The organism is Acidobacteriota bacterium, assembly GCA_034211275.1.
In the GTDB taxonomy this organism is placed as follows: Bacteria; Acidobacteriota; Thermoanaerobaculia; order Multivoradales; family JAHZIX01; genus JAGQSE01.
Genome location: JAXHTF010000015.1, coordinates 37,085 through 62,081, shown reverse-complemented (window position 1 = coordinate 62,081; position 24,997 = coordinate 37,085). Strand labels below are relative to the sequence as shown.

20 protein-coding genes are annotated in these 24,997 nt (G+C 67.0%); 17 read left to right on the top strand and 3 right to left on the bottom strand.

Annotated elements, in window-relative coordinates:
• Nucleotides 1–760: hypothetical protein (locus SX243_04840; GenBank protein MDY7092283.1), on the bottom strand; the 760-nt coding region annotated here is incomplete at its 3' end.
• A gap of 105 nt (nucleotides 761–865) precedes the next feature.
• Nucleotides 866–1,273: a VanZ family protein gene (locus tag SX243_04835; protein ID MDY7092282.1), complete on the bottom strand. Its 408-nt coding sequence runs from the start codon at nucleotides 1,271–1,273 to the stop codon at nucleotides 866–868.
• A 24-nt stretch (nucleotides 1,274–1,297) separates the two neighbouring features.
• Between SX243_04835 and SX243_04830 the strand changes: the two genes are divergently transcribed.
• Nucleotides 1,298–3,019: a hypothetical protein gene (locus SX243_04830; protein ID MDY7092281.1), complete on the top strand. Its 1,722-nt coding sequence runs from the start codon at nucleotides 1,298–1,300 to the stop codon at nucleotides 3,017–3,019.
• Here the strand turns inward: SX243_04830 and SX243_04825 are convergent.
• On the bottom strand, nucleotides 2,918–4,279 hold the full coding sequence (locus SX243_04825) for an O-antigen ligase family protein (protein MDY7092280.1): 1,362 nt from the start codon (nucleotides 4,277–4,279) through the stop codon (nucleotides 2,918–2,920). The two genes, SX243_04830 and SX243_04825, sit on opposite strands and share 102 nt — an antisense overlap.
• Before the next feature lie 291 nt (nucleotides 4,280–4,570).
• On the opposite strand from SX243_04825, the gene SX243_04820 reads away from it, so the two are divergent.
• From SX243_04820 to SX243_04745, 16 genes are all read left to right on the top strand, one after another.
• Nucleotides 4,571–5,758: a hypothetical protein gene (locus SX243_04820; GenBank protein MDY7092279.1), complete on the top strand. Its 1,188-nt coding sequence runs from the start codon at nucleotides 4,571–4,573 to the stop codon at nucleotides 5,756–5,758.
• Between the two features lie 106 nt (nucleotides 5,759–5,864).
• Nucleotides 5,865–6,707: a polysaccharide biosynthesis/export family protein gene (locus SX243_04815; protein ID MDY7092278.1), complete on the top strand. Its 843-nt coding sequence runs from the start codon at nucleotides 5,865–5,867 to the stop codon at nucleotides 6,705–6,707.
• Nucleotides 6,704–9,043 carry a polysaccharide biosynthesis tyrosine autokinase gene (locus SX243_04810; GenBank protein ID MDY7092277.1) on the top strand — a complete coding sequence of 780 codons (2,340 nt, stop codon included), beginning with the start codon at nucleotides 6,704–6,706 and terminating at the stop codon, nucleotides 9,041–9,043. The genes SX243_04815 and SX243_04810 overlap by 4 nt, the downstream gene beginning before the upstream one ends.
• The gene (locus tag SX243_04805; GenBank protein MDY7092276.1) at nucleotides 9,043–9,762 is read left to right on the top strand and encodes a CpsB/CapC family capsule biosynthesis tyrosine phosphatase; all 720 of its coding nucleotides are present in this window, start codon (nucleotides 9,043–9,045) and stop codon (nucleotides 9,760–9,762) included. The genes SX243_04810 and SX243_04805 overlap by 1 nt, the downstream gene beginning before the upstream one ends.
• A 331-nt stretch (nucleotides 9,763–10,093) precedes the next feature.
• A complete protein-coding gene (locus SX243_04800) occupies nucleotides 10,094–11,380 on the top strand; it encodes a hypothetical protein (protein ID MDY7092275.1) in 1,287 nt (428 codons plus the stop codon).
• Between the two features lie 105 nt (nucleotides 11,381–11,485).
• On the top strand, nucleotides 11,486–12,385 hold the full coding sequence (locus SX243_04795; protein ID MDY7092274.1) for a hypothetical protein: 900 nt from the start codon (nucleotides 11,486–11,488) through the stop codon (nucleotides 12,383–12,385).
• Nucleotides 12,386–12,474: 89 nt separating this feature from the next.
• The gene (locus tag SX243_04790) at nucleotides 12,475–13,656 is read left to right on the top strand and encodes a glycosyltransferase (protein ID MDY7092273.1); all 1,182 of its coding nucleotides are present in this window, start codon (nucleotides 12,475–12,477) and stop codon (nucleotides 13,654–13,656) included.
• Entirely contained in the window at nucleotides 13,653–15,455 is a 1,803-nt protein-coding gene (locus SX243_04785; protein MDY7092272.1) for a nucleotide sugar dehydrogenase, read from the top strand. Before SX243_04790 ends, SX243_04785 begins: the two co-directional genes overlap by 4 nt.
• Nucleotides 15,452–16,171: an acylneuraminate cytidylyltransferase family protein gene (locus SX243_04780; protein ID MDY7092271.1), complete on the top strand. Its 720-nt coding sequence runs from the start codon at nucleotides 15,452–15,454 to the stop codon at nucleotides 16,169–16,171. The genes SX243_04785 and SX243_04780 overlap by 4 nt, the downstream gene beginning before the upstream one ends.
• Nucleotides 16,165–17,166 (top strand): NAD(P)-dependent oxidoreductase, encoded by a 1,002-nt coding sequence (locus SX243_04775; GenBank protein ID MDY7092270.1) that lies wholly within the window; start codon nucleotides 16,165–16,167, stop codon nucleotides 17,164–17,166. Before SX243_04780 ends, SX243_04775 begins: the two co-directional genes overlap by 7 nt.
• Complete coding sequence (locus SX243_04770; GenBank protein MDY7092269.1) at nucleotides 17,163–18,173, top strand: N-acetylneuraminate synthase family protein; 1,011 nt, start codon at nucleotides 17,163–17,165, stop codon at nucleotides 18,171–18,173. The genes SX243_04775 and SX243_04770 overlap by 4 nt, the downstream gene beginning before the upstream one ends.
• A 66-nt stretch (nucleotides 18,174–18,239) precedes the next feature.
• Nucleotides 18,240–19,709, top strand: coding sequence for an oligosaccharide flippase family protein (locus SX243_04765; GenBank protein ID MDY7092268.1), 1,470 nt, complete (start codon nucleotides 18,240–18,242; stop codon nucleotides 19,707–19,709).
• A 45-nt stretch (nucleotides 19,710–19,754) separates the two neighbouring features.
• A complete protein-coding gene (locus SX243_04760) occupies nucleotides 19,755–21,728 on the top strand; it encodes a hypothetical protein (GenBank protein ID MDY7092267.1) in 1,974 nt (657 codons plus the stop codon).
• On the top strand, nucleotides 21,728–22,996 hold the full coding sequence (locus SX243_04755; protein ID MDY7092266.1) for a glycosyltransferase: 1,269 nt from the start codon (nucleotides 21,728–21,730) through the stop codon (nucleotides 22,994–22,996). Before SX243_04760 ends, SX243_04755 begins: the two co-directional genes overlap by 1 nt.
• Entirely contained in the window at nucleotides 22,996–23,934 is a 939-nt protein-coding gene (locus SX243_04750; protein ID MDY7092265.1) for a class I SAM-dependent methyltransferase, read from the top strand. Before SX243_04755 ends, SX243_04750 begins: the two co-directional genes overlap by 1 nt.
• Complete coding sequence (locus SX243_04745) at nucleotides 23,931–24,884, top strand: NAD-dependent epimerase/dehydratase family protein (GenBank protein MDY7092264.1); 954 nt, start codon at nucleotides 23,931–23,933, stop codon at nucleotides 24,882–24,884. The genes SX243_04750 and SX243_04745 overlap by 4 nt, the downstream gene beginning before the upstream one ends.
• Nucleotides 24,885–24,997: the final 113 nt, after the last annotated feature.

The window sequence follows — 24,997 nt, the reverse complement described above, 5'->3', positions numbered from 1 at the left end:
CGCGGCGGCGGGGCAGGAGCAGCCCCCAGAGCACCACCGTGCCCACCGCCAGAGCCACCAGAGCGGAGAGGGTCTGGGTCACCGCCAGCGCCCACAAACAGATGGCCAACCCGGCGCCCCACAGCCAGCGGCGCTGGCCGCCGGTGCCGTAGAGGCGCTCCTGAGCGATGAGGCACGGCAGCACCAGAAAGAGAGCCAGGTCCCCGGCACTGCCGGCGTAGGAGGTCACTCCCAGGCGCAGCCCCTCGGTCTCGCCGGCGAAGTCGAAGGGGCGGTACCAGCCATGGAATTGCAGTACCCCCACCGCCGCCAGCGCCGTTGCCGGCAGCATCAGCGCCCGTACCAGCCGGCGGCGGCGGTCGAGGGGCAGCCCCAAGTTCCACCCCACCAGAGCACCGGCGCCGATCCACAAAGAGACCAGAGCTTCCCCCACCACCGCTCGATGACCGGTGGTCGCCAGGCCGAGACTGGCGAGCAGCAGCAGCGGGACCAGGGCGCGCAACACCGGTAGAGCCGTCAGCCCCCTCCAATCGATGCGCGGCACGTTCCACAGGCGCCAGCTGAGAAAGCAGAGAGAAAGGAGCACCAACGGCTGGGCCACCAGCAGCTTGGGTAGCCGGAAGGCACCCTTCATGCTCGGATCGTGGACCCACCACAGCCCGAGAATTAGCGCCCAGACGCAAACCTCGCCCAGGGTCTCTCCCCACCGCGGAATGGACGCGGAACGGCGGCGGGCGGCGGAAGCGGCTGGAGGGCTCAAGAGATGAGGTCCACTAGAGGATTGAGCAAAGACACCGGAAGTCGGCGGCCAAAGATTTCTCGGTCAGTCGGAGCGCGGGGAGCATATCAGCAGGCCGGCGCTCCTTCATCTCGCCGTCCCTCCCCGATCTCCTGGCCGGAAGAGCACCAACACCACCGCCACCAGGGCGACGCCACCGACGTCCGCCGCCACATCGCCCCATTCCGCCGAGCGATAGGGCAAGAACAGCTGGTAGAGCTCGGTGAGGGCCCCGTAGGCCGCGCACCAAAGGAACCCTTTGCACCAGCGTTCCGGCCGGCTGCGCCAGGCGAGGAAGGCGAGCACGGCGAAGAGCCCAGCGTGGACGATCTTGTCGCCCCAAAGCTCCAGCGGAGCCTGCAGCCAGAGCGGCAACCAGGACTCCATCGCCTCTTCTTCGGGAACCAGACCCGCCGGCAGCGAGAGCAGCACAAAGATCAGCGCGGCCCAGGCCCACGGCATCCAGCGCCGGCGGATTCGTTCATTCGCGGTCATCGATCCGCTACTATAGTCGCCGGCATGCCCCCTTCTCGAGCTTCGACCCCGCACACGCTGCGACCGTACCAGCGGCTCCTCCTAGTCCTGGTCGGCGCTGGGCTCGCCGTATTGGCGGTGCTCGCCTACCTGCGCGACGAAAGGCAGGAAGAGCGATGGATCGAGATCGCCCGGGAGCGGCTCACCGGCTCCCTGCGGCTGGAGCAGATCGAACGCCTGCAACGCGAGCCCGATCCGGACCGCGGCGGCCTGTCCCTGGCCCGGGCGCTGGTGGTAGAGGCACTGGAAGCTCCCACCAACCCTCCGCCGGTGGCCCGCGATGGCGCTCCGCGGGGCGATATCGAGAACAGCGAAAGCGACCTGGCTCTGGCCCGCCGCCTCACCGGTGAGGCTCGCGCGGCCCTCCCGGCGGCCTGGGAAGGGCCCATGCTCGACGGCGCCGCCACCTATCTGGAGTGGTCCCAGACGCGGGATCCACGACTGGTACTCGAAGCGGAGCGCTGGCAGCAGCCGCTGTACCGCAGCCTGGAGCTGGCCCCCGGGGAATCCGAGCCCAACCGCTTCCTCGCCGCCGCCTACCTGGAGCTCTGGCCCGTGCTCTCCGAAGAGCGGCGCAGCGATGCCCGCCAAGCCCTGCGCCAAGCCTTCGAGGACGAAGCTACCTTCCGGCGTCTGGTGCGCCCTTGGCTCGAGCGCGCCGACAGCCGCTCCATGGCCTTCCGGTTGATCCCCCGCCGCCCGTGGGCCTGGGATCAGCTGCGCACCATCTACGCCGAGGAGCAAGATTGGCGCAATTGGCGGCGCGCCCACGAAGAATGGCGGCAGGCCTTGCTGGCGGAGCTCGACGACGATCTCCAAGAAGCCGACGAGCGGCTGCGGGGAGGCGATCCCCGCAGTGCCCGGCAGCTCTACTTCCAGATCGTCCATCGGGCACCGGCCACCCCCGAGGGAGACGCTCTGAGCAACAGCGCTCTGCTCCACTGCCCTCCCAGCGTCGCCAGCCGCATCTACGTCAACGGCCTGCGCCAGCGCCTGGAGCGTGCCCTCGATCTCTCCCTGCTGCGCACCTCGCCGCTGGAGCCGCAAGTAGTGGCGCGCCTCGCCCAGGCGGTGCCGGAGCTGGATCCGGCCCTCGCCGCCCACGCCGCCCTGATGGCGGGAGACCTCCCCCAGGGCCGGCTGTTGGAGCGCCGCCACACCAACGCCCTGTGGGATGACCAATGGGGGCCCTACTTCATCGCCAAGGCGCGGGTGCTCAGCTCCCGCGGGGATTTCACCGGCGCCGAGCAAGCGCTGGGATTGGTGCACGCGGTGTGGAAGACCCGCCTCCCCTACTGGCGAGCCCGCCAGGAGCAGGCTCGGGGCAACGCCGACGGAGAGCTGCTACGGCTGGCGGAGGATCAGCTGCTGCGCTTCGCCGCCCGGCGTCAGCCCGCCACCGCCTGGCATCGCAGCAATACCGTGTCGAAATTGGAGTGGGTGGCCACCGAGGAAGCCTCGGCGGTGGAGCTGGGGTTCCAGCAGGTGCCGGCGGTGGGAGCGGTGGTAGAGATTCGCATCGACGGCTGGATCGTCGCCACCGAAGCCATCTCCTCCAGCAGCCGGCTGCGCATTCCCGCCACTCTGGCCGCCGGCCAGGATCATCTACTGGAGGTGGTGACCCTCACCGCCGGCACGGTGGCCCCCGGCGAAGTCTTCTTCACTCCGGCCCCAGGCGCTCGAGGCACCACTTCCCTGGCGGGATAGCCGCGGGCTGGCGGACTTCGAGCTGGAGGGCCTCGGGGCCGAGACCGCCAGCGCTGCTCCGGCGAGCACCGCCAGGGTCACCGCGTTGGCGGGCATGGTCAGACCGAAGTCCAGGAGCTCGTGAGCGCCGGCGGTGACCAAGGCTCCCACCGCCGCCAGCACCGCCCCCCGATCCTCGGAGCGGCGGCGCCGGGAAAGCCCCGACGGCAACCCTCGAACGAAGAAGACCAACCCCACCACCAGCAGGACCGGCCCCACCAGGCCGGTGGTCACCGCCAGCTCCAGGTAGTCGCTGTGAGCATGGCGCCACAGCCCCGGCAGCTCCTGCGGCTGCACTTGGGGAAACGCGTCGCGGAAGGTGCCCAGGCCGCTGCCGGTGAGCCAGTAGCGGCGCCATAGCTCGAAGCTCGCCCGATAGGTCTCCAGACGGGCGCTCCAGGTGATCTCGTAGGCGGAAGTGGCGAGGAGCCGGCCGAAGCCCTCCCGGGCGCCGATCCACACCACCGCCGCCACTCCGGCGGCCACCGCCCCACCTCCCAGCAGCAGGCCGGTGGTGCGACCACCCCGCCGGCCCAGCACCAGACTCTGCACCGTCACGCCCAGCAGCGCCGCCGCCAGTCCCGCCCGAGAACCGGTGAAGGCGAGGGCGGCGAAGAGGGTGAGCCAAATCAACACCGGCGGAGCCAACAGCAGCACTCGGCGCTCGACTTCCGGCGTCGTACGGGCATGCAGGAAGGCCCACCAAACCCAGGCGAAGACCACCGCCAAAGCCAGCCCCAGGAAGGTCGCCAGGTGATCCGGATTGACGAAGGTGCCGCGCAGGCGATGGCGCATACCGGGCACCGCCAGCCCCCAGATGGTGTCGGCGTTGGCCAGCCAGCGGGGAGCTCCATAGACCACCTGGAAGAGGGCGGCAACGACCACCGCTCCCCCCAACCAGCGCCGCGCCTCCCGCCGGCGCCCGGCCACCGCCCCGGCCATCAAGGCCGCCGCCACCGCCGCCCAGCTCAACGCCGCCCGGCGACTGACCTCCGGCGCTACGGAAAGACGCGGCGAGGCCTCTCCCGCCGGCAGGCTCCCCCAAAGCTCGCCATGACCCGGCGACAACAGCCCCACTAGATCCTCCGGCCAGGGTAGGCTTTGCAGCCAGCCGAAGGCCGCCACGGCGAAGAGAGCGGCAGCGGGAACGGCCACCCGGCGAAGCACCGGGCGCGTCTCCGGCGTCATCACCGCCAGCACCAGAGCGAGGAAAACGCTCACCTGCAGCAATGTCGAGGCTCCCCGAGTGACGCTGCCAAAGGGCAGAGAGGCCCACAGCAGGGTGCAGGTCAGAAGAGCCGGGAGAATCTTTTCAGAATGCCGTATCATCGCCGGGTAGCACAGCCGCAGACCGCTCGTCAGAGCTTCCCCTCAGTCGTGGGCGAAACGCTCGAACTTGGAGGAACGATGGGATTTTCCGCTCACCGGCCATGGATTTTGGCAATCTTCGCCGTTCTCATATGGATCATCATTCCTGTTGCAGAATGTCAGCAGTATATCCCGCCGGGTAGCTTGACCGCGATCGAGCTTCCGCGCCGGGAGGGACTGGAGAAAAGCCTGGCGGAGGCCCGGTGGCAATTCGGCGGCCTGCGGGTCGACCCCTGGCTGGCGGTAGAGAATCTGAGCTATCTCAACGATGTCTTCTCCGGCAGCGACGGCCCCGAAACCAGCGACGTCACCGCCACCGCCGGCGCCGGCTTGCGAGCCTTCTTGCCCGTCGGTCCCGACACCATCATCGCCGGTTATGCCCTGCCCCAATACATCTACTGGCAGGACCTGGAGGAGCGCCGCCAGCTGGTGGGCCGCTACGGCGCCGGCGTCTTCACCTATTTCAACCGCGCCACCCTCGAGGTGATGTTGTCCTCCCACGAGGAGCAGCGCTTCGCCAGCTCCGAGTTCACCCAACTGGCGGTGAGCCAGCGCGACCGGCTGGAGGTCGTCGGCGAGGTGCGGCTGGTGCGCTCCCTGTGGCTCACCGCCGCCGGCGAAACGTCCGAGCTGCGCTATCAAGTGGACGACCTGGATGAGATTCCAACCCCTCAGTTCAGCCTGCTGAACCGCGATGAAGAGGTCACCCGCATCGGTCTTCGGGCTCAGCTCCGCGGCGGCTGGGATGTCTCTCTCGGGCTCGAAAGCTTCGAAACCGATTTCATCGACCCCGGACTCAACCTCTCCAACTCCGGCGATTCGCCCTATCTATCGATCCGTTTCCAGGAGGACGAGCAGGGGGTGCTGGTGAGTTTGCTGCAGCGCAAGCTGGACCCCGAACCGGGCTCGATCTTCGTTCCCTTCGACGAGCTCGTGGGCAATGCGACGTGGAATCAACCGCTGTCGGCTCGCTTCACCTTCAGCCTCTTCGCCGCGCGCCAACTCGGCTACAGCCTCATCAACGGCTATTCCCACACGCTGGAAGACCGTGTCGGACTGGCCCTCGCCTGGAGCTGGAACCGGCGACTGAGCTTCCAGGTTTCCGCCGAGCAAGGAGAAAGCAGCTACCAGCGCACCCTCATGAGCACCGCCGCGGAACGCCAGGACGACATTCAAGCCACCGGCCTGCGCATCTCCTGGCAGATCCTGCCCAAGCTCAGCCTGGGGGTCGGTTACAGCCGCACCGAGTTCGACTCCAACCTGCCGCGCTTCGACCGCGAGCTGGACCAGATCACCACCAGCATCAATCTCGGCGGCATCGACTGGCCCTGACCCCTGGGCCTCGGAGCTTTCGGGGGCACCCGACGCGGCGAGCCCGCAGACTCTGCGCCAACGCTTCAAACCTTGGGCCGGAGGGGCTTTTGCGGTAGATTGGGTGATGATGCGGAAAACACTGCCCTCAGCCCTCTTCCTAGCCCTGCTCGTTTCCGTCCTGCCGTCCTTGGCTCAACAGCCGACGACGGACGACGGCTATCGCATCGGAGCCCGCGACCTGCTCGAGATCCGGGTCTTCGAGGTCCCCGACCTCAACGGAGAGCGGCGAGTGGCGCCGGAGGGCACCATCAGCTTTCCCCCATTGGGTGACGTTCCCCTGGCCGGGCTCACCGTCGGCGCGGCGGAGGAGCTGATCAAGCAGAAGCTCGAAGAAAAATACTTCCAGCGGGCTACGGTGTCAGTACAGGTGCGTGAGTACCGCTCCAAACCCATCTCCGTCATCGGCGCGGTGAAGCAGCCGGGCAACCTCGGCTTCTCCGGCCGCTGGACCCTGCTGGAGGCCATCACCGCCGCCGGCGGGCTGGCGGAAAATCACGGATCGGTGATCTACGTTCTGCGGCGGGCGAGCAATGGGCTGTCCGCTCAGGTGGAAATCTCGGTGGCGGACCTGATGGTAGCGGGGAACCCCCGCGCCAACATCCCCATCTTCGCCAACGACCTGATCAACGTCGCGTCCACCATCGAGGTCACCGTCTACTGTCTGGGAGAGCTCGCCCAGCCGGGATCGGTGATCTTCAAGAGCACCGAGCGCATCACCCTGCTGGCCGCCATCGCCCGCGCCGGTGGCCTCACCGAGCGCGCGTCTCCCAAAATGGTGATCAAGCGCACCCGCGGCGGCACCGAAGAGGAAATCGAAGTCGATTTCCGGCGCATCCTGGGGGGCAAGGAAAACGACTTCCCGCTTCAGGACGGTGACGTGGTGGTGGTCAAGGAGAGCTTCTTTTGAACCACCGACCCGACCTGCAAGCGCCGGGTACGGATCCCTTCGGCCAGGAGCCGGATTCCGCCCTGGACGTCAAGGAGTACCTGCACAAGCTCCGCCGGCACTGGCGCCTCATCGCCCTAGTGGCCCTGGTGTGCACCGTCGCCGGCGTCGTGATGTACTTCATCACTCCCAAGCTCTACACCGCCCGGGCGGTTCTGCAGATCGAACGCCGCAGCCTGACGCCGCTGCTGGGGAGCGAGAATCCCTGGCTGGAGAATTGGTTCAACCTCGAGTTCTACCCCACCCAGGAGCGGCTGCTGCAAAGCCGCGGCCTGGCGGAGCGGGTGGTGCGGGACCTCGACCTGGTCAACAACCCGAGCTTCGAGAGCCCCCGGCCGGAGGGTTGGGAAGGCACCGAAGATGCCTCCGCGGCCCTCGACGAGGCGGCCCTGGCGCGCATCGCCAACCGCATCCGCGGCGGCCTCAGCGTGCGGCGCATTCGGGAGACCCAGCTGGTGGAGCTGACCTACACCTCGCGCTCGCCGGAGATGTCCGCCAAGCTGGCCAACGGCTTCGCCGAAGCGTTCATCGACCAGGGCATCGACAGCCGTTTCGAGAACGCCGGCAAGGCCTCCACATTCATCGCCGAGCAGATCGAGACCCTCAAGCGTGAGATCAGCGAGCGCGAGCTCCAGCTCCAAGACCTCAGCCGCCGCACCGACATCGTCGATCTCGACCCTCAGGCCAACACCACCATTCAGCGGCTGCGCACCCTGGACCAGGACTACAGCAACGCCAAGAACGACCGCATCGAGATGGAAGCGCGCTACCGCGAGCTGCTGGCCCTGCCGGCGGAGAGCGTCGCCGACAGCTTCTCCGGCGGCGAGGTGAGCCAGCAGCGCAGCAACCTCGCCAGCCTGCGCCAGGACTACAACTCCCGTCTCAACGTCTTCAAGCCCGAGTGGCCGGAGATGGTGGAGCTCAAGTCGCGCATCGAGACGGCGGAAGAGAATCTGCGCCAGATGGTGGAAGAGAACGCTGCCCTGGCCCGGGAGACGGCGCGGGCGGCGTACCAAGCGGCGCTGCGCAAGGAGCAAACCCTGGATCGGGACCTCAACGCCCTCAAGAGCCAGACCGTCGATCAAAAATCCAGCCGCCTGGAGATCGCCAATCTGGAGGACGAGGTGCGCACCCGCCGCGAGCTGCTCAACGAGCTGCTGCGCCGGCAGAGCGAGACCGATGTCGCCAGCCGCCTGCAGAATAGCCGCGCCTCCAACGTACGCATCGTCGACACCGCTCTGGTCCCCGGCGGCGCCTCCCACCCCTCCCTGCGTCGCAACGTCGGCATGGGCCTGCTCGCCGGGTTGCTGCTGGGCATCGGCCTGGCGCTGCTGCTGGAGTACCTGGACCGGACCCTCAAGAGCAGCGAGGAGCTGGAGCGCATCCTCGGCCTGCCCACCCTGGCGGTGATCCCCGACATCAGCCACAATGAGCGCGGGTACTACGGTTACGGCAACCGCCTGCTGCCCAGCTACGGCGCCGAGGGCCAGCGAAGCGGCAAGAGCAGCAGCAAGAGCGGCAAATCCAAGAGCCGCCGGAGCAAAGAAGGCCGTCCGGAGGAAGCGGATGCCAAGATCGAGCTGCTGCCCTACACCAAGCCTCGCCTGGCCATCGCCGAGGCCTATCGGTCGTTGCGCACGGCGCTGCTGCTGTCCAGCGCTCAGCAGCTTCGGGCGGTGACCATCACCTCCGCCGAGGCCGGCGAGGGCAAGACCGCCACCGCCGCCAACCTGGCGGTGGTGATGGCGCAGCTGGGCCGCAATGTGCTGATCGTCGACGGCGACCTGCGCAAGCCCCGGCAGCACCAGCTCTTCCGCACCTCCAACCGCTCCGGGCTGGTCAACCACCTGGTGGGGGATACGGAGGCCAAGGACGTCATCTTCCGCACCGAGATCCCCCATCTCTACATCTGTCCTTCCGGCCCGACGCCGCCCAACCCCTCGGAGCTGCTCTCCTCTAAGAAGATGACCAGCTTCCTGGACTACGCCCTCGAGCGCTTCGATTTCGTGGTCATCGACACGCCGCCGACCCTGGCGGTCACCGACTCCACCCTCCTCGGCGCCCTGACCGACGGCGTCGTCCTGTGCTGCCGCGCCGGCAAGCTCCAGCGCGAGGAAGCCCGGGCCTGCCGGGACCGCCTGCATTTCGCCGAGATCCGCATCCTCGGCGCCGTGCTCAACCGCTTCCGGCCCACCGCCGGCAGTTCGAGCTACGCCCGCAAGTATCGCTACTACGAGAGCTACATGGACGCGGAGGCGGACTCCGCCAAAGACTCTCGCGCCGATTCCGCCGCTTGATGATCGACATCCACTCCCACGTGCTCCCGGGGATCGACGACGGCGCCGAAGACCTCCCGGAGTCGGTGGCCATGTGCCGGCGTGCCGCCGAGGACGGTTGTACCGCCATCATCGCCACGCCGCACCAGCGCCACCGGCTGTGGTGGAACGCCGAAAGCGACGACCTGCACCAGCTCCGCGGACTGGTGCAGAGCGAGCTGGACGGTGAGATTCAGATTCTGGGCGGCGCGGAGATCCGCGTCGACTCCGAGCTACTGGACGACCTGGACGCCGGCGTCACCACCCCGCTGGCCGGCAGCCGCTACCTGCTGGTGGAATTCGCCCGCAGCGGCTTCGGGCCGGTGCCGGAGGACACCATCCACGAGCTGAGCGTCGCCGGCTGGAGGCCGATCCTCGCCCATCCCGAGCTCCTGCCCTGGCTGGCCGAGGACATCCCCCGGCTCACTCAGCTGGTGGAGCTCGGCGCGCTGCTCCAGATCACCGCCATGAGCGTCACCGGCGAATTCGGCCAGCGGCCCCAGCGGGCGGTGCACGGGCTCCTCGAGGCCCGCCTGCCCCACTTCATGGCCAGCGACTGCCACGGCATGGCCACCCGGCCACCGGGACTCTCTGCGGCGCGGGAGCTGGTGAGCCAACGTTGGGGCTCGGAGCTGGCCCAACGGCTCACCGAAATCCATCCGCGAGCGATTCTCGAAGATTCCGAGCTGCCGCCCTGGTAGACTCCAAAGATCCGGATCGGCCCTCCCCCGGAAAGATCGGCTGCTAAGCCTCACCTGGAATGCATATTGCTACATTAATGCAGGCAGAGACCGGAGGCCTTGCTCCCGCCCCCCGTCAATCGTCCCCATCGAGCACCGGGACCGAAGCCTCCGATGCCTCCCCTGACCTATTCCTGACGCCAGAATGAGAATTTCAAAAGTGTTTCTTCGCCTCCCTACCCTTCGCGGGTTGGTCCTCGCGCCGGCTCGCAACCCGGGAGAAACTCCCAGGAGTTTCTCCCGGTTCTGGCATTCCTACAGGGGCCCCCTGCTCGCGAGCTTGTTGATGCTCATGGCCACATCATCCACCGCCACCGCCGCCTATGCCGCGGATCCGTTCTATGAACGCCTGCTCCGCGACGGCATCGAGGCCGCTGCCCGCGGCGAGCACGCCGAGGCCCAAAAAGATCTAAATCTGGCCTGCTTTGGCTTCCTCGACGACCTCGAGCTACTTTCCGAGTGCCTGGTGCAGCTGGGACTCTCCCAGGCCCAAACCGGAGACTCGGAAGGCTTCCGAGACACCTTCCGCCGGGTGTTGGAGATCGAGGAGCGTTTCGGCGCCTACACCGAAGCGCAGCTCCCGCTGGACCTGCGGAGCCGCTTCGAAGCGGAGAGCGTCGAACGGGTTCCGGAAGCCCTCTTGCGCCGTGTCGATGCCTTCGCCAAGCTCGCCGACCGCAAACGTCTGGGGCAGATAGAGAATCTCTCTCCCGACGAGCAGCGGGCCTTTCTCGAAGAGCGCATCACCGAGGAGCCCGAGGACTTCCAATGGAGACTGGAGCTGGCCCAGCTCGAGCTCGACCAGGACCGCCCCCAACAGGCTCTCGACGCTCTCCACGAGCTCAGCCAGGATGCAGCACGGGTGCCCCAGGCGCGATGCCTGAGCGCCGAGGCCGCAATCCGTCTCGGAAGGTGTACCGCCGCCGAACAGCTGGCCACCTGCCCGCGCCCCCGGCGCAACACGGAGGCCGCCGCGGCGCTGCTCGAATGCCTCGCCGAGCGGGGACGCTGGACTGAAGCCCAGGCGTTCCTCAGCGCCGCCGGCTCCACCGCCCTTGGCCGGCGCGACCTACAGCGCTGGAACCGGCGGGTGGAGCGCGCGCTCCGCGACTCCAACGGCCAGAACACGCCGGAAGCCGCGGCTGCCGACCGCAGCCCCCTACCGGAAGTGGAGGCCGCACCGGCCACCCGTCTCTCCGCCGAAGAGCAGGCCGAGCTCCAGCGCGCCCGGGACCTCCTCGCCAACGCCGAGATGGCCCAGGATCTGGATGAAGCCTTCGCCATCGCCGCCGAGGTCGCGGACGCCAATCCCCAGGCCCGAGAGGCTCAGCATCTGGCAGCGGAGATCGCCTACCGCGCATCCCGCTGGACCGAAGCCGCCGCCTATTTTCGGCGCGGTGGCGATCCCGGCGACGACAACCCCATCCGGCTCTTCTTCATGGCGGTTTCGTTCTATGAATCCGGAGACCGGGAAAGCGCCGCGGCCGCGCTGCGCCGCAGCCTCCCGGGCATCCAACGGACCCCCTATGTCGAACGCTACGTCCAGAACATTCTCGGCACCGAGGCTGTCAATGAATGAACAAGCATGCATGAGGCGGTGTCTATCTTGAGCACGAAGCACTACATAGCCAACTTGACATCAGAGGGTCATCGCTCTACGATCTTGCAAAAAAAGGAGTTCCCCGTGAACCGCTCGGTCATCCTTTTCTTCTCCATACTCCTGCTCGCGACAATTCTGGCACCTCCTGCGGCTGCCCAGGGCACATCGATCTCCGTCGAGGTCGAAGCTCCCGGCTGTCTGCCCATCGCCGAGAATGGCGTCGTCACCGCCCAGGTGCAGAACGAGCCCGCCGGCAGCAGCGTCCGCATCTACTTCCGCCGCCTTCACCAGGAGGTGGAGGACTTCTACTACGTCCTCGCCAGCCCCGACGGCCCCGGCACCTACCGCGCCGTGCTCCCGGAGGCCGAGGACGAAGAGCTGGAAGAAAAGCAGCTGGAGACCTCCGCCGCCGCCGAGGACGGTTCCGAAGACGACTGGGCGGATTGGTGGAAGGCCAAGGAAGAATCCACCAACCGGGACCCCAACGACGATCTCAACCGCGACCTCATCGACGAGCGGGCCCAGCAGGGCCGCCTGGAGCGCCGCGATTGGATGCTGGCGATGACCGACGAGGAGCTCCAGGATTGGCTCGCCCAGCAGGAGAACGAGCCCACGGAGTACTTCGGCGAGGTCATCGACGCCAACGGCCAGCTGGTGGCCCAGTCGGAGATGGAAGTGGTCGAGGTGCGGGACAACTGCCAGTTCCCGCTGACTCCCCGGCAGGAGGGCGAGGCGGAGAACCTCGTCGTCGGTGAAACCGCCGAGTGGGAAGAGGGCGAAGAGCCCTTCCATTGGCTGTGCGACGGCATCGTCTCGCGTATCGATCCCCAGGGCGTGCTGCGGGTCGACCGCCACTGCCGCTTCTGCGTCATCGCCTGGTGGCAGCGCAAGGAAGTGCTGATCCCCGCCGCCGCCGCCGCTGTGGCCACCGGCGTGATCATCGCCGACAACGACGACGAGCCCGCATCGCCTTCGGCGCCCTGAAGCGCTCTCGCTTCTCCGGTCTTCCGGCAAGAGAACCCCGGCGCAGCTTGGCTGGCCGGGGTTTTTCACGCCGTGCAGACCCGCCTACCATGGCAGCCACGGCAGTCACCAGCCCCGAGATCCACTCCATGCAGGCTCCACGAATCGCCGCCATCATCTGTCCCAACGGCCTGGGGCATCTGCGGCGAGCGGTGGGCATCCTCAGTCGCTTGATCCAACGCCGGCCCGAGGTTGAGTTCGACCTGATCTGCAGCCGCTGGCAGCTCGACAAGCTGGCCGGCTGGGATCGCCTTCAAGGGCTTGTGCAGTCCGGGGCGGGGCTCCATACCGGATGGACGGAACCCGGCGTCCGATGGTCTACAGACCCGAACCTCTACACCGACGGCCGACTCACCCGCTGGATCGAGCGACTCGCGAACCAGCAAGTCCTCGAGACTGCCGACCTAGTCCTCTCCGACAACCTGGCGGCGGTGCTAGAGCTACGCCCCGATGCAGTGCTCTCGGGCTCCTTTCTCTGGTCCGACGTGCTAGGCCAGGCCTACCCGGAGAGCGCCGCGGTGGAATCCTTTCGGCACAGGGAAGAGACTCTCCTCCGACGACATCGCCCGCCCATGCTCTGCCTGCGGGATCTGGCCATGCCGGCGGTGATGGAGCAAACCGAGGCTGTACCGCTGGCCTGGATGTGCGAGGATACTCGGCGTTCCGTGGAAGACCGTTTTCCGAAGGGCGGGGCAGGCAACCGGACCTCGGCTCCGACGATCGCGGTCGCCGGCGGCGCTACGGGGGCTGCGACGAAGATTCTGGCCTCCCTGGTCGAAGATCTCGCCACGGAGGGCTACCGCTTGCTGGCACCGGAAGCCCTGGTACCCAAAGCAACGACAGCCAGGAGCTCCGAGCCGGCCGGACCGGTGGAGACCTTCGAGCCCCGCAGGCTGGCAGAAGCCCGGATCCTGATCTGTCGCCCAGGGGCCGGAACCCTCAACGACGCCATCGCCCATCGCGTACCGATGATCACTCTCTACGAAGCCGGGAACCCGGAAATGGACCACAACGGCCGGCGCATCGAGGAGCTTGGATTGGGCATCGATCTGGGCGCCCAGGCCGACTCCTCTCAACTTCTCGACGCGGTCCGCCGGCTTCAGGAGCCGGCGACCTACGCCGCCACCCGGAAGCGTCTCCAGGAGCTTCCTCGCAACGGCCTGGAAGAGGCGGCGCGGTGGTTGGAGAAGCGGCTGGAGAGGCAGTTGACCGAAGGACGCCAGCATCCATGAGCTCCACCCCATCCCATCGAGATCCCCAGGCTCCCGAGCTCCATGACTTGAGCTGGATCTGCGTGAGCCCGTCCACGCCGCTGAAGCAGATCCTGGAGCGTCATCAAGGAGCGCCCGAGCGCGGGCTGCCGGCGGGGATCGCTCTGGTGTTGGACGAGGAGGGCGGCCTCCTGGGCACCGTCACCGATGGAGACGCCCGCCGCGCCCTGCTGCGCACCGAGGATCTGACCACTCCCGCCCGGGAGGTGATGCGTCCGGACCCCATCCGGCTGCCGGAAGGACTGAGCTTTCGCGAAATTCTCCGCCGACTGCCCAAGGAGCTCGAGCGCCGGGGCCGCCGCAGCCAGCGTTTCCTGGGCAAGATCATCCTGGTGGACGAGCAGGACCGCCCGACCCGGGTGCTCGACTATCACCAACTGTGGGAGCAGCGGGTCGCGTCCCACCGCCATGTGACGGTAGTCGGTCTGGGGTATGTCGGGCTGACCCTGGCGCTGGTGCTGGCGGAGGAGGGATTGCGGGTCACCGGCGTCGACCTCGACGAGGACAAGATCTGCGCCCTCGAAGAAGGCCGCCCCTACGTCCACGAGCCAGGCCTGCCGGAGCTCCTGCGGGAGCAGTTGAGTCACAGCTTCTCGGTCACCACCGACCTGCCGGAGGGCAGCGATGTGTTCATCGTTGCGGTGGGCACGCCGGTGGAGGCGGGCCTGGACTCGCAGCGGCCGGAACCCAGCCTCGCCATGCTCGAAGCAGCGACCCGGGCGGTGGCCGCCCGGCTCACCCCCGGCGCCCTGGTCATCCTCCGCTCCACGGTGCCCGTGGGCACCACCCGGGGCTTCGTGCTGCCCCTCCTGGAGCAGCTCACGGGCCTGCGGGGTGGCCGGGACTTCCATCTCAGCTTCGCTCCGGAGCGCACCGCCGAGGGCCGGGCTCTGGAGGAGCTGCGCACCCTGCCGCAAATCATCGGCGGTCTCGACGAGGACAGCGTCGAAGCCACCGCCGCCCTCTTCCGGGAGCTCACCCACACCTTGGTGCGGGTCGAGTCCATCGAGGCCGCGGAGCTGGCGAAGCTGGTCAACAACTCCTTCCGGGACCTCTCCTTCGCCTTCGCCAACCAGGTGGTCCAGCTGGCGGCGCCGTTCAATCTGGATGCCGTGGAGGTGATCCAAGCCGCCAACCGCGGCTATCCCCGCGACCCGGTACCACTGCCCAGCCCAGGAGTCGGCGGCCCCTGCCTAAGCAAGGACCCCTACATCCTCGCCGCCGCCCGCCAGCCTTCCGGGGAGATCTCGTCCACCGATGGCCTCACCCTCTCCGAGCTCGGCCGGCGGGTCAACGAATCGATGGTGCAATGGGTCGCAACGGCGGTGCTCTCGCAGCTCCGGCGGCTGGGGAAAGAGCCTGGGGAGTGCTCCGTGTTGATCTGCGGCCTGGCGTTCAAGGGGCAGCCGGAGACCTCGGATATTCGATCCTCGACTTCGCTGGAGATCGCCCGGCTTCTCTCTCTGGAGGTCGGCGAGCTCTTCGGTCACGATCCGGTGGTGGCGCCGGAAGAGATCGCCGCCGCCGGGCTCCAGCCGGCCCAGCTGCCGGCGGGCTTCGACGGCATGGATGCGGTGCTCTTCCTCAACAACCATCGCTCCTACTCTCGCCTCGACGTCTTCGCCACTATTCGCGCCCTGGCGGAGCCGCCGTTGCTCTTCGACGGCTGGCATCTCTTCCGGCCCGAGGAAGTGCTCCAGGCTCGGCCGGGAATCTACATGGGGCTGGGCTTCACGCGTTCGTCCCTGGAGGAGTCATGACTCTGCGCACCCTCGGTGTCATCCCCGCTCGAGGCGGCTCCAAGGGTCTGCCCGACAAGAACATCCTGCCGCTGGGAGGCGAGCCGCTGGTGCTCCATACCTGGAAAGCCGCCCACGCGGCGCAGCGGCTGCACCGGGTCATCCTGAGCACCGACTCCGCAAGGATCGCCGACACCGTGCGCCAGGCCGGCGGCGACGTCCCTTTCCTGCGCCCCGCGGAGCTGGCCACGGACAGCGCCCAGGCCATCCCGGTGATTCAGCACGCCCTGGCGGAGGTCGAGCGGCAGGAGCGGCAAGAGCACGAAGAGGCCCCTCCCTACGACGCCGTGGTGATGCTCCAGCCCACTACCCCGCTGCGCACCACCGAGGACATCGACGGGGCCCTGGCGCTGCTCGAATCCAGCGGCGCCGACAGCGTCATCAGCGTAGTCGACGTCGGCGGGCACCATCCGGCGCGGATGAAGTATCTGCGGGGAGATCGGCTCGTCGACCCTCCGTTCTGCGAAGCGAGGGAGAACCAGCCGAGGCAGGAGCTGGAGCCCATGTACCTGCGCAACGGTGCCATCTACGCCACCCGCCGGCAAGTCCTGCTGGGCGGCTCGTTCAAGGGCTCCGACTGCCGCGCTTGGATCATGCCCGCGGAGCGCTCGGTAAATATCGACACCGGCCTCGACTTCCGTCTCGCCGAGCTGATGCTGAACGAGGATGCATGCTGATCCTCCACGTCGAGCCTCGGCGGGCCGGCAAGGTCGCCCGGCGCCGGCTGAAAGCTTGCGGCTGCCAGGTCGAGTACGTCGACTGCTCCGACCAGGCAGAGCTCCTCACCGCCCTGGCGGCCCGGCCCTACGAAGCGATCTTCCTCCGCCTCGGCCTGGCCCTCGACGCAAGAGCTCTCGACGCCGGCGGTGAGCTGCGCTTCGCCGTCACCCCCACCACCGGACTCGATCACATCGACCTCGCCGCCGCCGAGGAACGCGGCGTCGAGGTCCTCAGCCTGCGGGGCGAGACCGAATTCCTGGCCACCGTACGCACCACGGCGGAACACACGTGGGCCTTGCTCCTCGCCTCCATGCGGCATCTGGTTCCAGCCCTGGAGGACGTACGCCGGGGCAGCTGGCGCCGCGAGCCCTTCCTCGCCGACGAGCTCGACGGCAACACCCTGGGCATCCTCGGTCTGGGGCGGCTAGGGCGCATCGTCGCTGGCTACGGCGTAGCCTTCGGTATGGAAGTGCTGGCCCACGACATCGACCCCGACGCCTTCCGTAGCGCGCCCGCCGCCGTCGCCGCCCGCAGCCGCGACGAGCTGCTGGCACAGGCCGACGTGGTCAGCGTGCACCTGCCCCTCGACGAAACCACCGCCGGCTATTTGGATGCCGACGCCCTGAGTCGTATGCGGCGAGGCGCGGTGCTGATCAACACCGCCCGCGGCGAGCTGGTGGACGAAGAGGCGCTGCTCGAGGCCCTGGAGTCCGGTCGTCTCGCCGCCGCCGGCCTCGACGTCCTGGCCGGAGACAGCCGCTGGAGCGAGCAGGGCCCCGGCGCCGAGCACCCCCTGGTACGCTACGCTCGCGAGCACGAGAATCTGCTGCTGACGCCCCACATGGCGGGCTACGGCCGCAACGCCATCGCCCGCACCCGCTTGTTCATGATCGAGAAATTCCTCCGCGCCGCCGGCAAGAGCCGAGGGGGCGCCGAACCGGGAGAGTCATGAGACCGATTCTGATCGCCGAATGCTGCCAAAACCACAACGGTCGCCGCGACCTACTCCAGCGCATGATCCACCAGGCCGCGGAGGCCGGCGCGGACTTCGTCAAGCTCCAGGCCATCCGGTCCCGGGAGCTGACCCACCGACCCCGCTTCGACCAGGGAGAGCGCCGTAGCGACAACGGCAACGAGGTCGTGGAGGTCATCCAACGGCCCTACCAGCCGGAGCTGGAACGGCTCCGCACCCTCGATCTGACTCTGGACGACGAGGCTTGGTTCGTCGACGAATGCCGGCGTGCCGGCGTCGCCTCAATGACGACCCTCTTCACCCGCACCGCCTGCCGTGAGGTTGAAGACCTGGGCTATGACGCGGCGAAGATTGCCAGCTACGACTGCCGTTCCTATCCCTTGCTGCGGGATGTGGCGGAGCGCTGGTCCACCGTCGTGTGCTCCACCGGCGCCACCTACGACCACGAGATCGAGGGCGCCGCCTACGAGCTCGCCGGCACCGAGCTCACCCTCCTGCACTGCGTGACCATCTACCCGACACCCATGGATCAGCTGCATCTGCGGCGCATGAGCTTCCTGCGACGCTTCACTCCCCGAGTCGGCTGGAGCGACCACACCAAACCCGCGGAAACGGGTCTTTGGGCGAGTAAGATCGCCCTCGCCCTGGGAGCCACCTGCATCGAGCGCCACTTCACCGTCCTCGGCCCCGGCGAGACCAAGGACGGCCCGGTGTCCATCACTCCGGAGCATCTGAAGGAGCTGCGGGCCTTCGCCGACCTGCCGCGGGCCGAGCGCATGGCCCTGGTACGCCGCGACTATCCGGAGTGGGAGCAGGCCCTGGGGCAGGCCCGGCGCTCCCTGTCCCACGGCGAGCTGCTCAACCGCGACTACTACGCCGGCCGCTTCGCCAGCCGGGTGGCGGGCCGCTGGATCTACAACTGGGAGGACGTGGATCTGGATCCGCTGCTGGACCACGAAGCTCCGACAATGCCCCCCAGCGTCTGACCCCATAGTCGGTTACTAGGAGAGCCCCTCGCTCTCCCCACATGCGCGAACCTCGAGACTTGAGTCTTGGCCACCCTTCTCCGCCGCCTAACCTCCGGGACCTTCTTCTACGGTCTGGGGCAGTTCCTCCCAAGGCTGGTCCGCTTCCTGCTGCTGCCGGTCTTCACCCTCTTTCTAACTCCGGCGGATTATGGAGTCTTGGAGCTGGCGGGAGCGGCGGGGGGATTCCTCGCCATCTTCCTGCGGCTGGGGCTACCGGGCTCCGCTACCCGCTTCTACTTCGATTATCGGGAAGGGCCCGAGCTCAAGGACTACATCACCACCCTGGCGTGGTTTCTGAGCTTGGTCAGCCTGGGCGTGGGAATGCTGGCCTTGATGGCCGCGCCGTGGGTCTTGCAGCGCTGGCTCCCCGACCTGCAGTACGCGCCCTTCTTCGTCCTCGCCGCCATCACCGCCATCCTCGCCACCAACTACGAGCTGCAGCTGCGGCTGATTCAGGCCCGCGAGCAGGCCAGCCTGGCCGCCCGGCTGAGCGTCTCCCGAGCGGGCATCAGCATCGCCTTGTCCCTGCTCCTGGTGGTGGGCCTGCGCATGGGTGCCACCGGCGTCCTGATGGCCGAAGCGGTGGTCGCCGGGCTCTTCCTGCTGCAGGCGGTGCGCTACCTCGCCCCCGAGCTGCGGGGCAATTTCCGCCGCGAGCTGCTGGGAGCGTCCGCCCTCTATGGCCTGGGCATCCTGCCAGGGCACCTGATGGGCACCTTCACACCGCTCATCACCCGCGGCTGGCTCTCCACCGCCGAGTCCCTTTCAGCGGTGGGCCTGCTGGGCATCGCCACCCGTTTCGCGCTGCCCATGACCTTGTTGGTGGCCGCCTTCCAGCGCGCCTACCAGCCGGTGTACTTCGCCCTCCGCCAGTCGCAAGGAGAGGAAGACAGACAACAGCTGGCCACCGCCGTGCGCACCATCTGGACCAGCGCTCTGGGCATCGCCCTGCTGGTCGGCCTGGGAGGACCGGCGCTGATCCAGCTGATGACCCCGGCGAGCTTCCACGACGCCGCACCGCTGCTGACCATCCTCAGCTTCGGCTTCCTCGGTCATACCCTCTACACCCTGCTCGGCTCCGAGATTTACTTCAAGAAGAAGACCTGGCTGATCCCCGCCATCTCCGCCGCCTCCCTACTGGCAACCCTCGGCGTCACCGCTCTGACCGTCGAGGGTTTCGGCGCCGCCGGTGTCGCTTGGGCCACCGTTGCGGGCTATTGGGCCAGCGCCCTGGTAGCCTCCACCGTCGCCAGCCGCCTGGTGCACATTCCGCATCACTGGCTGGCCTTGGGCCGCTCGACACTGGTGGGCGGAGGGCTGCTGGTCCTGGGCCTGCTCTACCCGGCCCAGGACCCATGGATGCAGCTCCTCCGCTGCGGCGGTGCCTTTGCCGTCTTCGCCACGCTGTTGTGGATCACCGGCGATCCGACCCTGCGGGAAGCGGCGAACCGGCTGCGCCAGCTGCGGCCCCGGGGGGAGGACGAGACTCCATGAACACCGTTCCCATGAATCAACCATTCCCATGAATCAACGGTCCCCATGAATACCGTCCTCTTCTACGACCTGGAGAGCCTCACCAACGAGGAGCTGCAGCGGGTCCGGGAGGCCGCCGGCAATCCGAGCACTCGGGACGAGCCGCCGCATCGCCTCATCGAGATCGCACCTGCGAGCACTGTCTGGCCAGAGAGCACTGTCTGGCTAGAGAACACCGTCTGGCCAGCAAGCACCGTATGGCCGCAGTCTTCTTCGGAGAACCCGCCTCCCTCGGAGGAGCAGCCGGAGCCCCTCCAGCGCGTGGCGGACCACCGCGGGGAAGACTTCCTGGATCGGCTGATGGACTGGATCGACCAGGTCGTGGGCAGTGAGGCTGCCGGCGGCACCATGGCGCCGGCCCAGGAGATCCTGGCCGCGGCCCGCTACGCCCTCCTCTTCGATCTCGCCCATCCTCTCTCCCGATGGTGCAACCTCGTCGACCTGCTCCACCGCTTCTCCCCGGACCGACTAATCTGGGTCACCAACGGTGCCGAGGGCAGAGCACCGGCGGAGATCCGCGCCCTGCTGGCCAGCGTGCCGCAGCTCGAGCCGCGCTGGATCGAGCTCCGGCGGCCGAATCTTCTCGACCGTTGCCGGAGCGCGCCCCGCCGGTTGCTGGAGCGCCACTGGCGCGCCGTGGAACGCTGGCGTTCGCGGCTGCGCGCCGCCCTCCGCCGCCGCCCCGCCTTGGAGCCGGCGCCGGTGGTCCTCACCGAGTATTTCCCCAACAGCGTCCGCACCTCGCTGCCGGTGGCCAGGGCTCTCGCGGAACGGGGCATGGCGGTGCGCTGGTTGCCCGCCCGGCAGCGGGTGGCCCATCGTCTCGCCGAGTTCACCGCCGGCAGCTCCTCCGAGCCAACGACGACCTCCATGGAAGAGGTGGTGACCTCGGCTTCCCGCCTGCTTCGGGGCCACTGGATGCGCGCCCGGCGGTCCGCCCTCCAGCAGCTGCTGGGCCTTGCCACCACCCCGCTGCCAACGGTCCGAGAAACGCCCCCGCAGGTCCAGCCGCTGGCCGAGCTCCTGCGTCTGCTGCACCATCGGGGGCTGCCCCTGCTGGTCGAAGCCGCCCACTGGCTCGAGGTCTACGACCAGGCCTGGGAGCATCTGAAGCCCCGGGTGGTGCTCTCCACCACCTACAGCAGCATCCAAGGCCGGGCCGCCGCCCTCACCTTGCGCCGCCGGGGCGGCAGGGCGGCCTACCTCCAGCACGGCATCTTCCCCTCCCGCCGGGTCTATTCACGCTTCTGTCACGACCTGATCCTGGTCTGGGGGGAGCACGAGCGACGAGCTCTGGAGGGCTTCGGTGTCGCCGGCGAGCGCCTGCGATGCGTCGGCGCGACTCTCTACGACGCCCCCCTGCGGGAGGCTTGGAACCGGCGATCCGAGAACTTCCCCGCCGCCGGTGAACCCCTGAGCATCTCTTTCATGGCCTCCCGCTCCGGCGGGGCGGTCTCGACCCTGGCGGTCTCCCGCCGCACCCTGGAGCTGGTGGCCGGCGCCGCCCGCCGCATCCCCGGCGCCGGGCTGACGGTCAAGACCCACCCGGCGGACGCCACCGGCCTGCCGGAGCGGATCCTCGCCGCCTACCCGGAGGTGGAGCTGATCCGCCAGGGCAATTCTCAAGAGATCATCCGCGAGTCGGACCTGGTGATCGTCGTCTCCAGCACCACCGGCTACGAAGCCTGCGTCTTCGCCAAGCCCCTCATCGTGTGCAATCTCACCGGTCGACCGGACTTCGTAAACTATGAGGCCTACGGCGCGGCCCTCGCCGCCGAAGACGAGAACCAGCTAGTGCATACGATCCTTCGGCTGCAGAACGACAAAGACCTGCGGCGGCAGCTCCAAGCCGGCCGGCAGCGGCTCTTTGACGAGTTGCTCAACGGCGGCCGTGGAGATGCAGCAGAATCCGCTGCTCGGGCCATCGAGGACTGTCTCCAAGCCACCCGGGCCGCCGCAGGAAATCGAGAGAAAGCCTGATGAGCACGGCCACCGAGCACTCTTCTACGCCTCCCCCAGCGGATCTACCCCGGCTCTTGGTGTGGACCTGGACCGATCCGGACTTCCCTTCCGGTAGCCCGGCGATCCTCGCAGCTCTGCTCGACCCGCTCCCCGCTGGCAAGGTGGAGGTCGTCTGCGAAGACCGCACTCAGGGTCGCCGCCAGCGGTTGCACCGCTTTCGCCATCCCGTACATCGATATCGTCTACACCAGCGGCTCTGGCCGTTTCGCCGCGGCTCGCGGATCCGCACCGCCCTCGCCTACCTCTGCGCCCCCTGCCTGCTGCTCTACGGCCTTTGGCGGATCTACCGGTTTCGCCCCGGCTGCCTGCTCACGGTCTACCATCAGCCCTTGTGGATCTTCACCAGCTATTTGCTCTCCAAGCTCACCGGCGTGCCGGTGGTCTACTACGTCCATGACCCCTACCGGCAAGCCGCCGAGCACCGTGGGCGCCTCGAAGGTAAGCTCGCAGCGTGGATCGAATCAAGAACCTTGCACCACGGGCTTGTAGTGGCGCTGTCCGACTACACCGCCGAGTTGTACCGGCAGACCGCCGGTATCGAAGCCCGGGTATTACCTCACGTCGCCGACCTGTCCTGGGCCTCAGAGGTGGTCCCTCGACCCCACACGACCGGCGAAGAAGGCCGTCTTGTCGGCTATGCCGGTACGATCTACGAGAACAATCAGGACCTGATGAAGTGTCTCGCCTCCGTAGTGGAGGCTGAACCTCGACTCTGTCTGCGGGTCTGGACTCCGGCCCGGCAAGCGGTGCTGGAAGCTTGCGGGCTTCTCCATCCGCGCATCGAGATTCGCTTCGAAAGCGATCATCAGCGTCTACTCGAAGAGCTCTCCCAATGCGACTTGCTCTACCTTCCCCTAAGCTTCCACGATAGCCCCAGTCTCCCCACCGACTCTCTGCGGTACGCTCTGCCGACCAAGGTGGTGGATTACTGCCTGGCAGGAGCGCCGACCCTCGTCCATTGCCCGGAGGACTATGCTACGGCAAGGTTCTTCCGTCATCACGAAGCGGGATTCCTACTGCATCGCGAGAGGTTGGAAGATCTGAGAAGCTGGATCAAGCAGTGGCTCGACGAAGATGACACACCGTCCTTCTCAAGAGGCTTGGGAAGTGCGAGGGCTACTTTCGACCCCAGCCGCAATCATCGGTTGTTTCGTGAGTATGTCCGAGAAGCGGCACAGCAAGATTCCAAGGCCAACCAACGTCAGCGCAACGAAGTAGAGAAGTGATGAGCAACCAGCAGCCAAGCCCGCCCAACCAACCGGTGGATCCCGGCTCCTCCCGGAAATTCTTTAGCGCTGAGTTCAACGGCGCGCGCTTCGGATCCTTCCAAGATCTTAAACTGCCGCGCTTCATCGAGCTGTTCAAGGAGCTCGAGGAGTTCTCAACCGCCTATGGGCAGCAAGTCGCCAGTGGAGAGGGATGGCCCGAGACCTATCCTTGGCCCCTGGACGCCCTCCACACCAACACGCGTATCTGGGAGTATCCCTTCGCCCTCGATGCCCTCCGCCGTTTCGCCGCCCCGGGGGCCAGGATCCTGGACATCGGATCAGCCCTCACTTTCTTCCCATCCTTCCTGGCGTCCAGTGGGTATGAGGTCGTTGCCTCGGATATCGATCCGGCTATGGAGAGCTCCTTTCGCCAACTTCAACCGGGTCTCCGAGCGCTGTTAGGTCCCAAAGCTTTGGAACGAATCGCCTACCGCCGGGAGGATGTGACGAGGCTATCTCTGGAGGATCACTCCATCGAGGCGGTAACCAACATCTCGGTGCTCGAACACCTACCCTTCGAAGCGCTGGAACGCGCCATCATCGAGATCCGAAGAGTTCTCGTCCCCGGAGGTTTGTTCATCTGCACCCTTGATACGTGGATGAGAGGAGGTCCGCGAACGGCGCATCACAGTCCCCTTGATCAACAAGAGTTTGAAGCCTTTATGACTTCGATGCTCGATCATTTCGAGCTCCTGGATCGACCCCGGATCACCGTGCCCAGGGACCTCATTACCAACCTCCATTGTCCGCTTCCTACCAGCAGCTACAATGCAGCAGCGGCCACCGCCCGCAGAATCCGGCCATTCAAGGCCCTGCGCGCGCTATTCAACCGTCCAGAACCCACGCCCCTTGAATGGAGCGTCTTCGGTACAGCCCTGGAGAGCTCGTCAACATGAAACACGTCGCATTGGTCACAGGTGGAGCCGGTGCCATCGGTTCGCGCCTGGCAGCAGAGTTGCTCCGCCGAGACTTCGAAGTTGTCGTCCTCGATGATCTTTCCTCTGGGTATCCCGAGAACGTTCCCGAAGGAGCCCGGTTCGTCGAGGGTAGCGTCACCGACCTGGGTCTCCTTGATCGGCTCTTCACAGACCACGGTTTCACCTATGTATTCCACCTGGCCGCCCTTTTTGCGAACCAGAACTCGGTAGATCACCCGGTCCAAGACCTTGAGATCAACGGAGGAGGAACCCTCGCTCTCCTTGAGAGAACTGCTCACGCGGCGGAAGACTTGGGCGGGTTTCAGCGATTCCTCTACGCATCCTCGTCGTGCGTCTACGGCAACGTGTCCGGAGCCATTAGCGAAGACCAGCCAACCCATGCGACCGAAACCCCCTATGCCATCACCAAGTTCCTGGGCGAGCAGTACCTGCAATTCTTCATGGAGCACTACGGTCTCCCTGGAACCATCGTCCGCCCGTTCAATAGCTACGGGCCCGGAGAACGCCCCGGCCGCTACCGCAATGTCATCCCCAATTTCATTAAGCTCGCGCTACGGGGCGACCCCCTGAACATCACCGGTGAGGGCAACGAAACGCGAGATTTCACCTTCAACGGCGACACGGTTGCAGGCATTGTCGGTGCTGCTACGTCCTCCGCCTCACAAGGCAAAGCCTACAATCTAGCTACAGGCCAAGAGACCAAGATCATCGACCTCGCCAAACAGATCATCCGTCTGTCCGATAGCACCAGCGAGATTCGATTCACCGGCCGCCGCAGTTGGGACCAGGTCACCAGCCGATGCGGATCGATCACGCGAGCTCGTGAGGATTTCGGCTACACTCCCTCCACTTCGCTGGAAGAAGGTCTACGCCTCACCATCGACTGGATCCGTTCGCTCGCCCCGTGAGCTCACTCCCCTGAACTCCAATGAGAACCTGCCGAAAGTCCGCTATCCTCAACTGTGGCGCCTGATGATCCTGAAGCTCCGATAGCGCAGTCTCCGCCAGGCCGACGACGAGG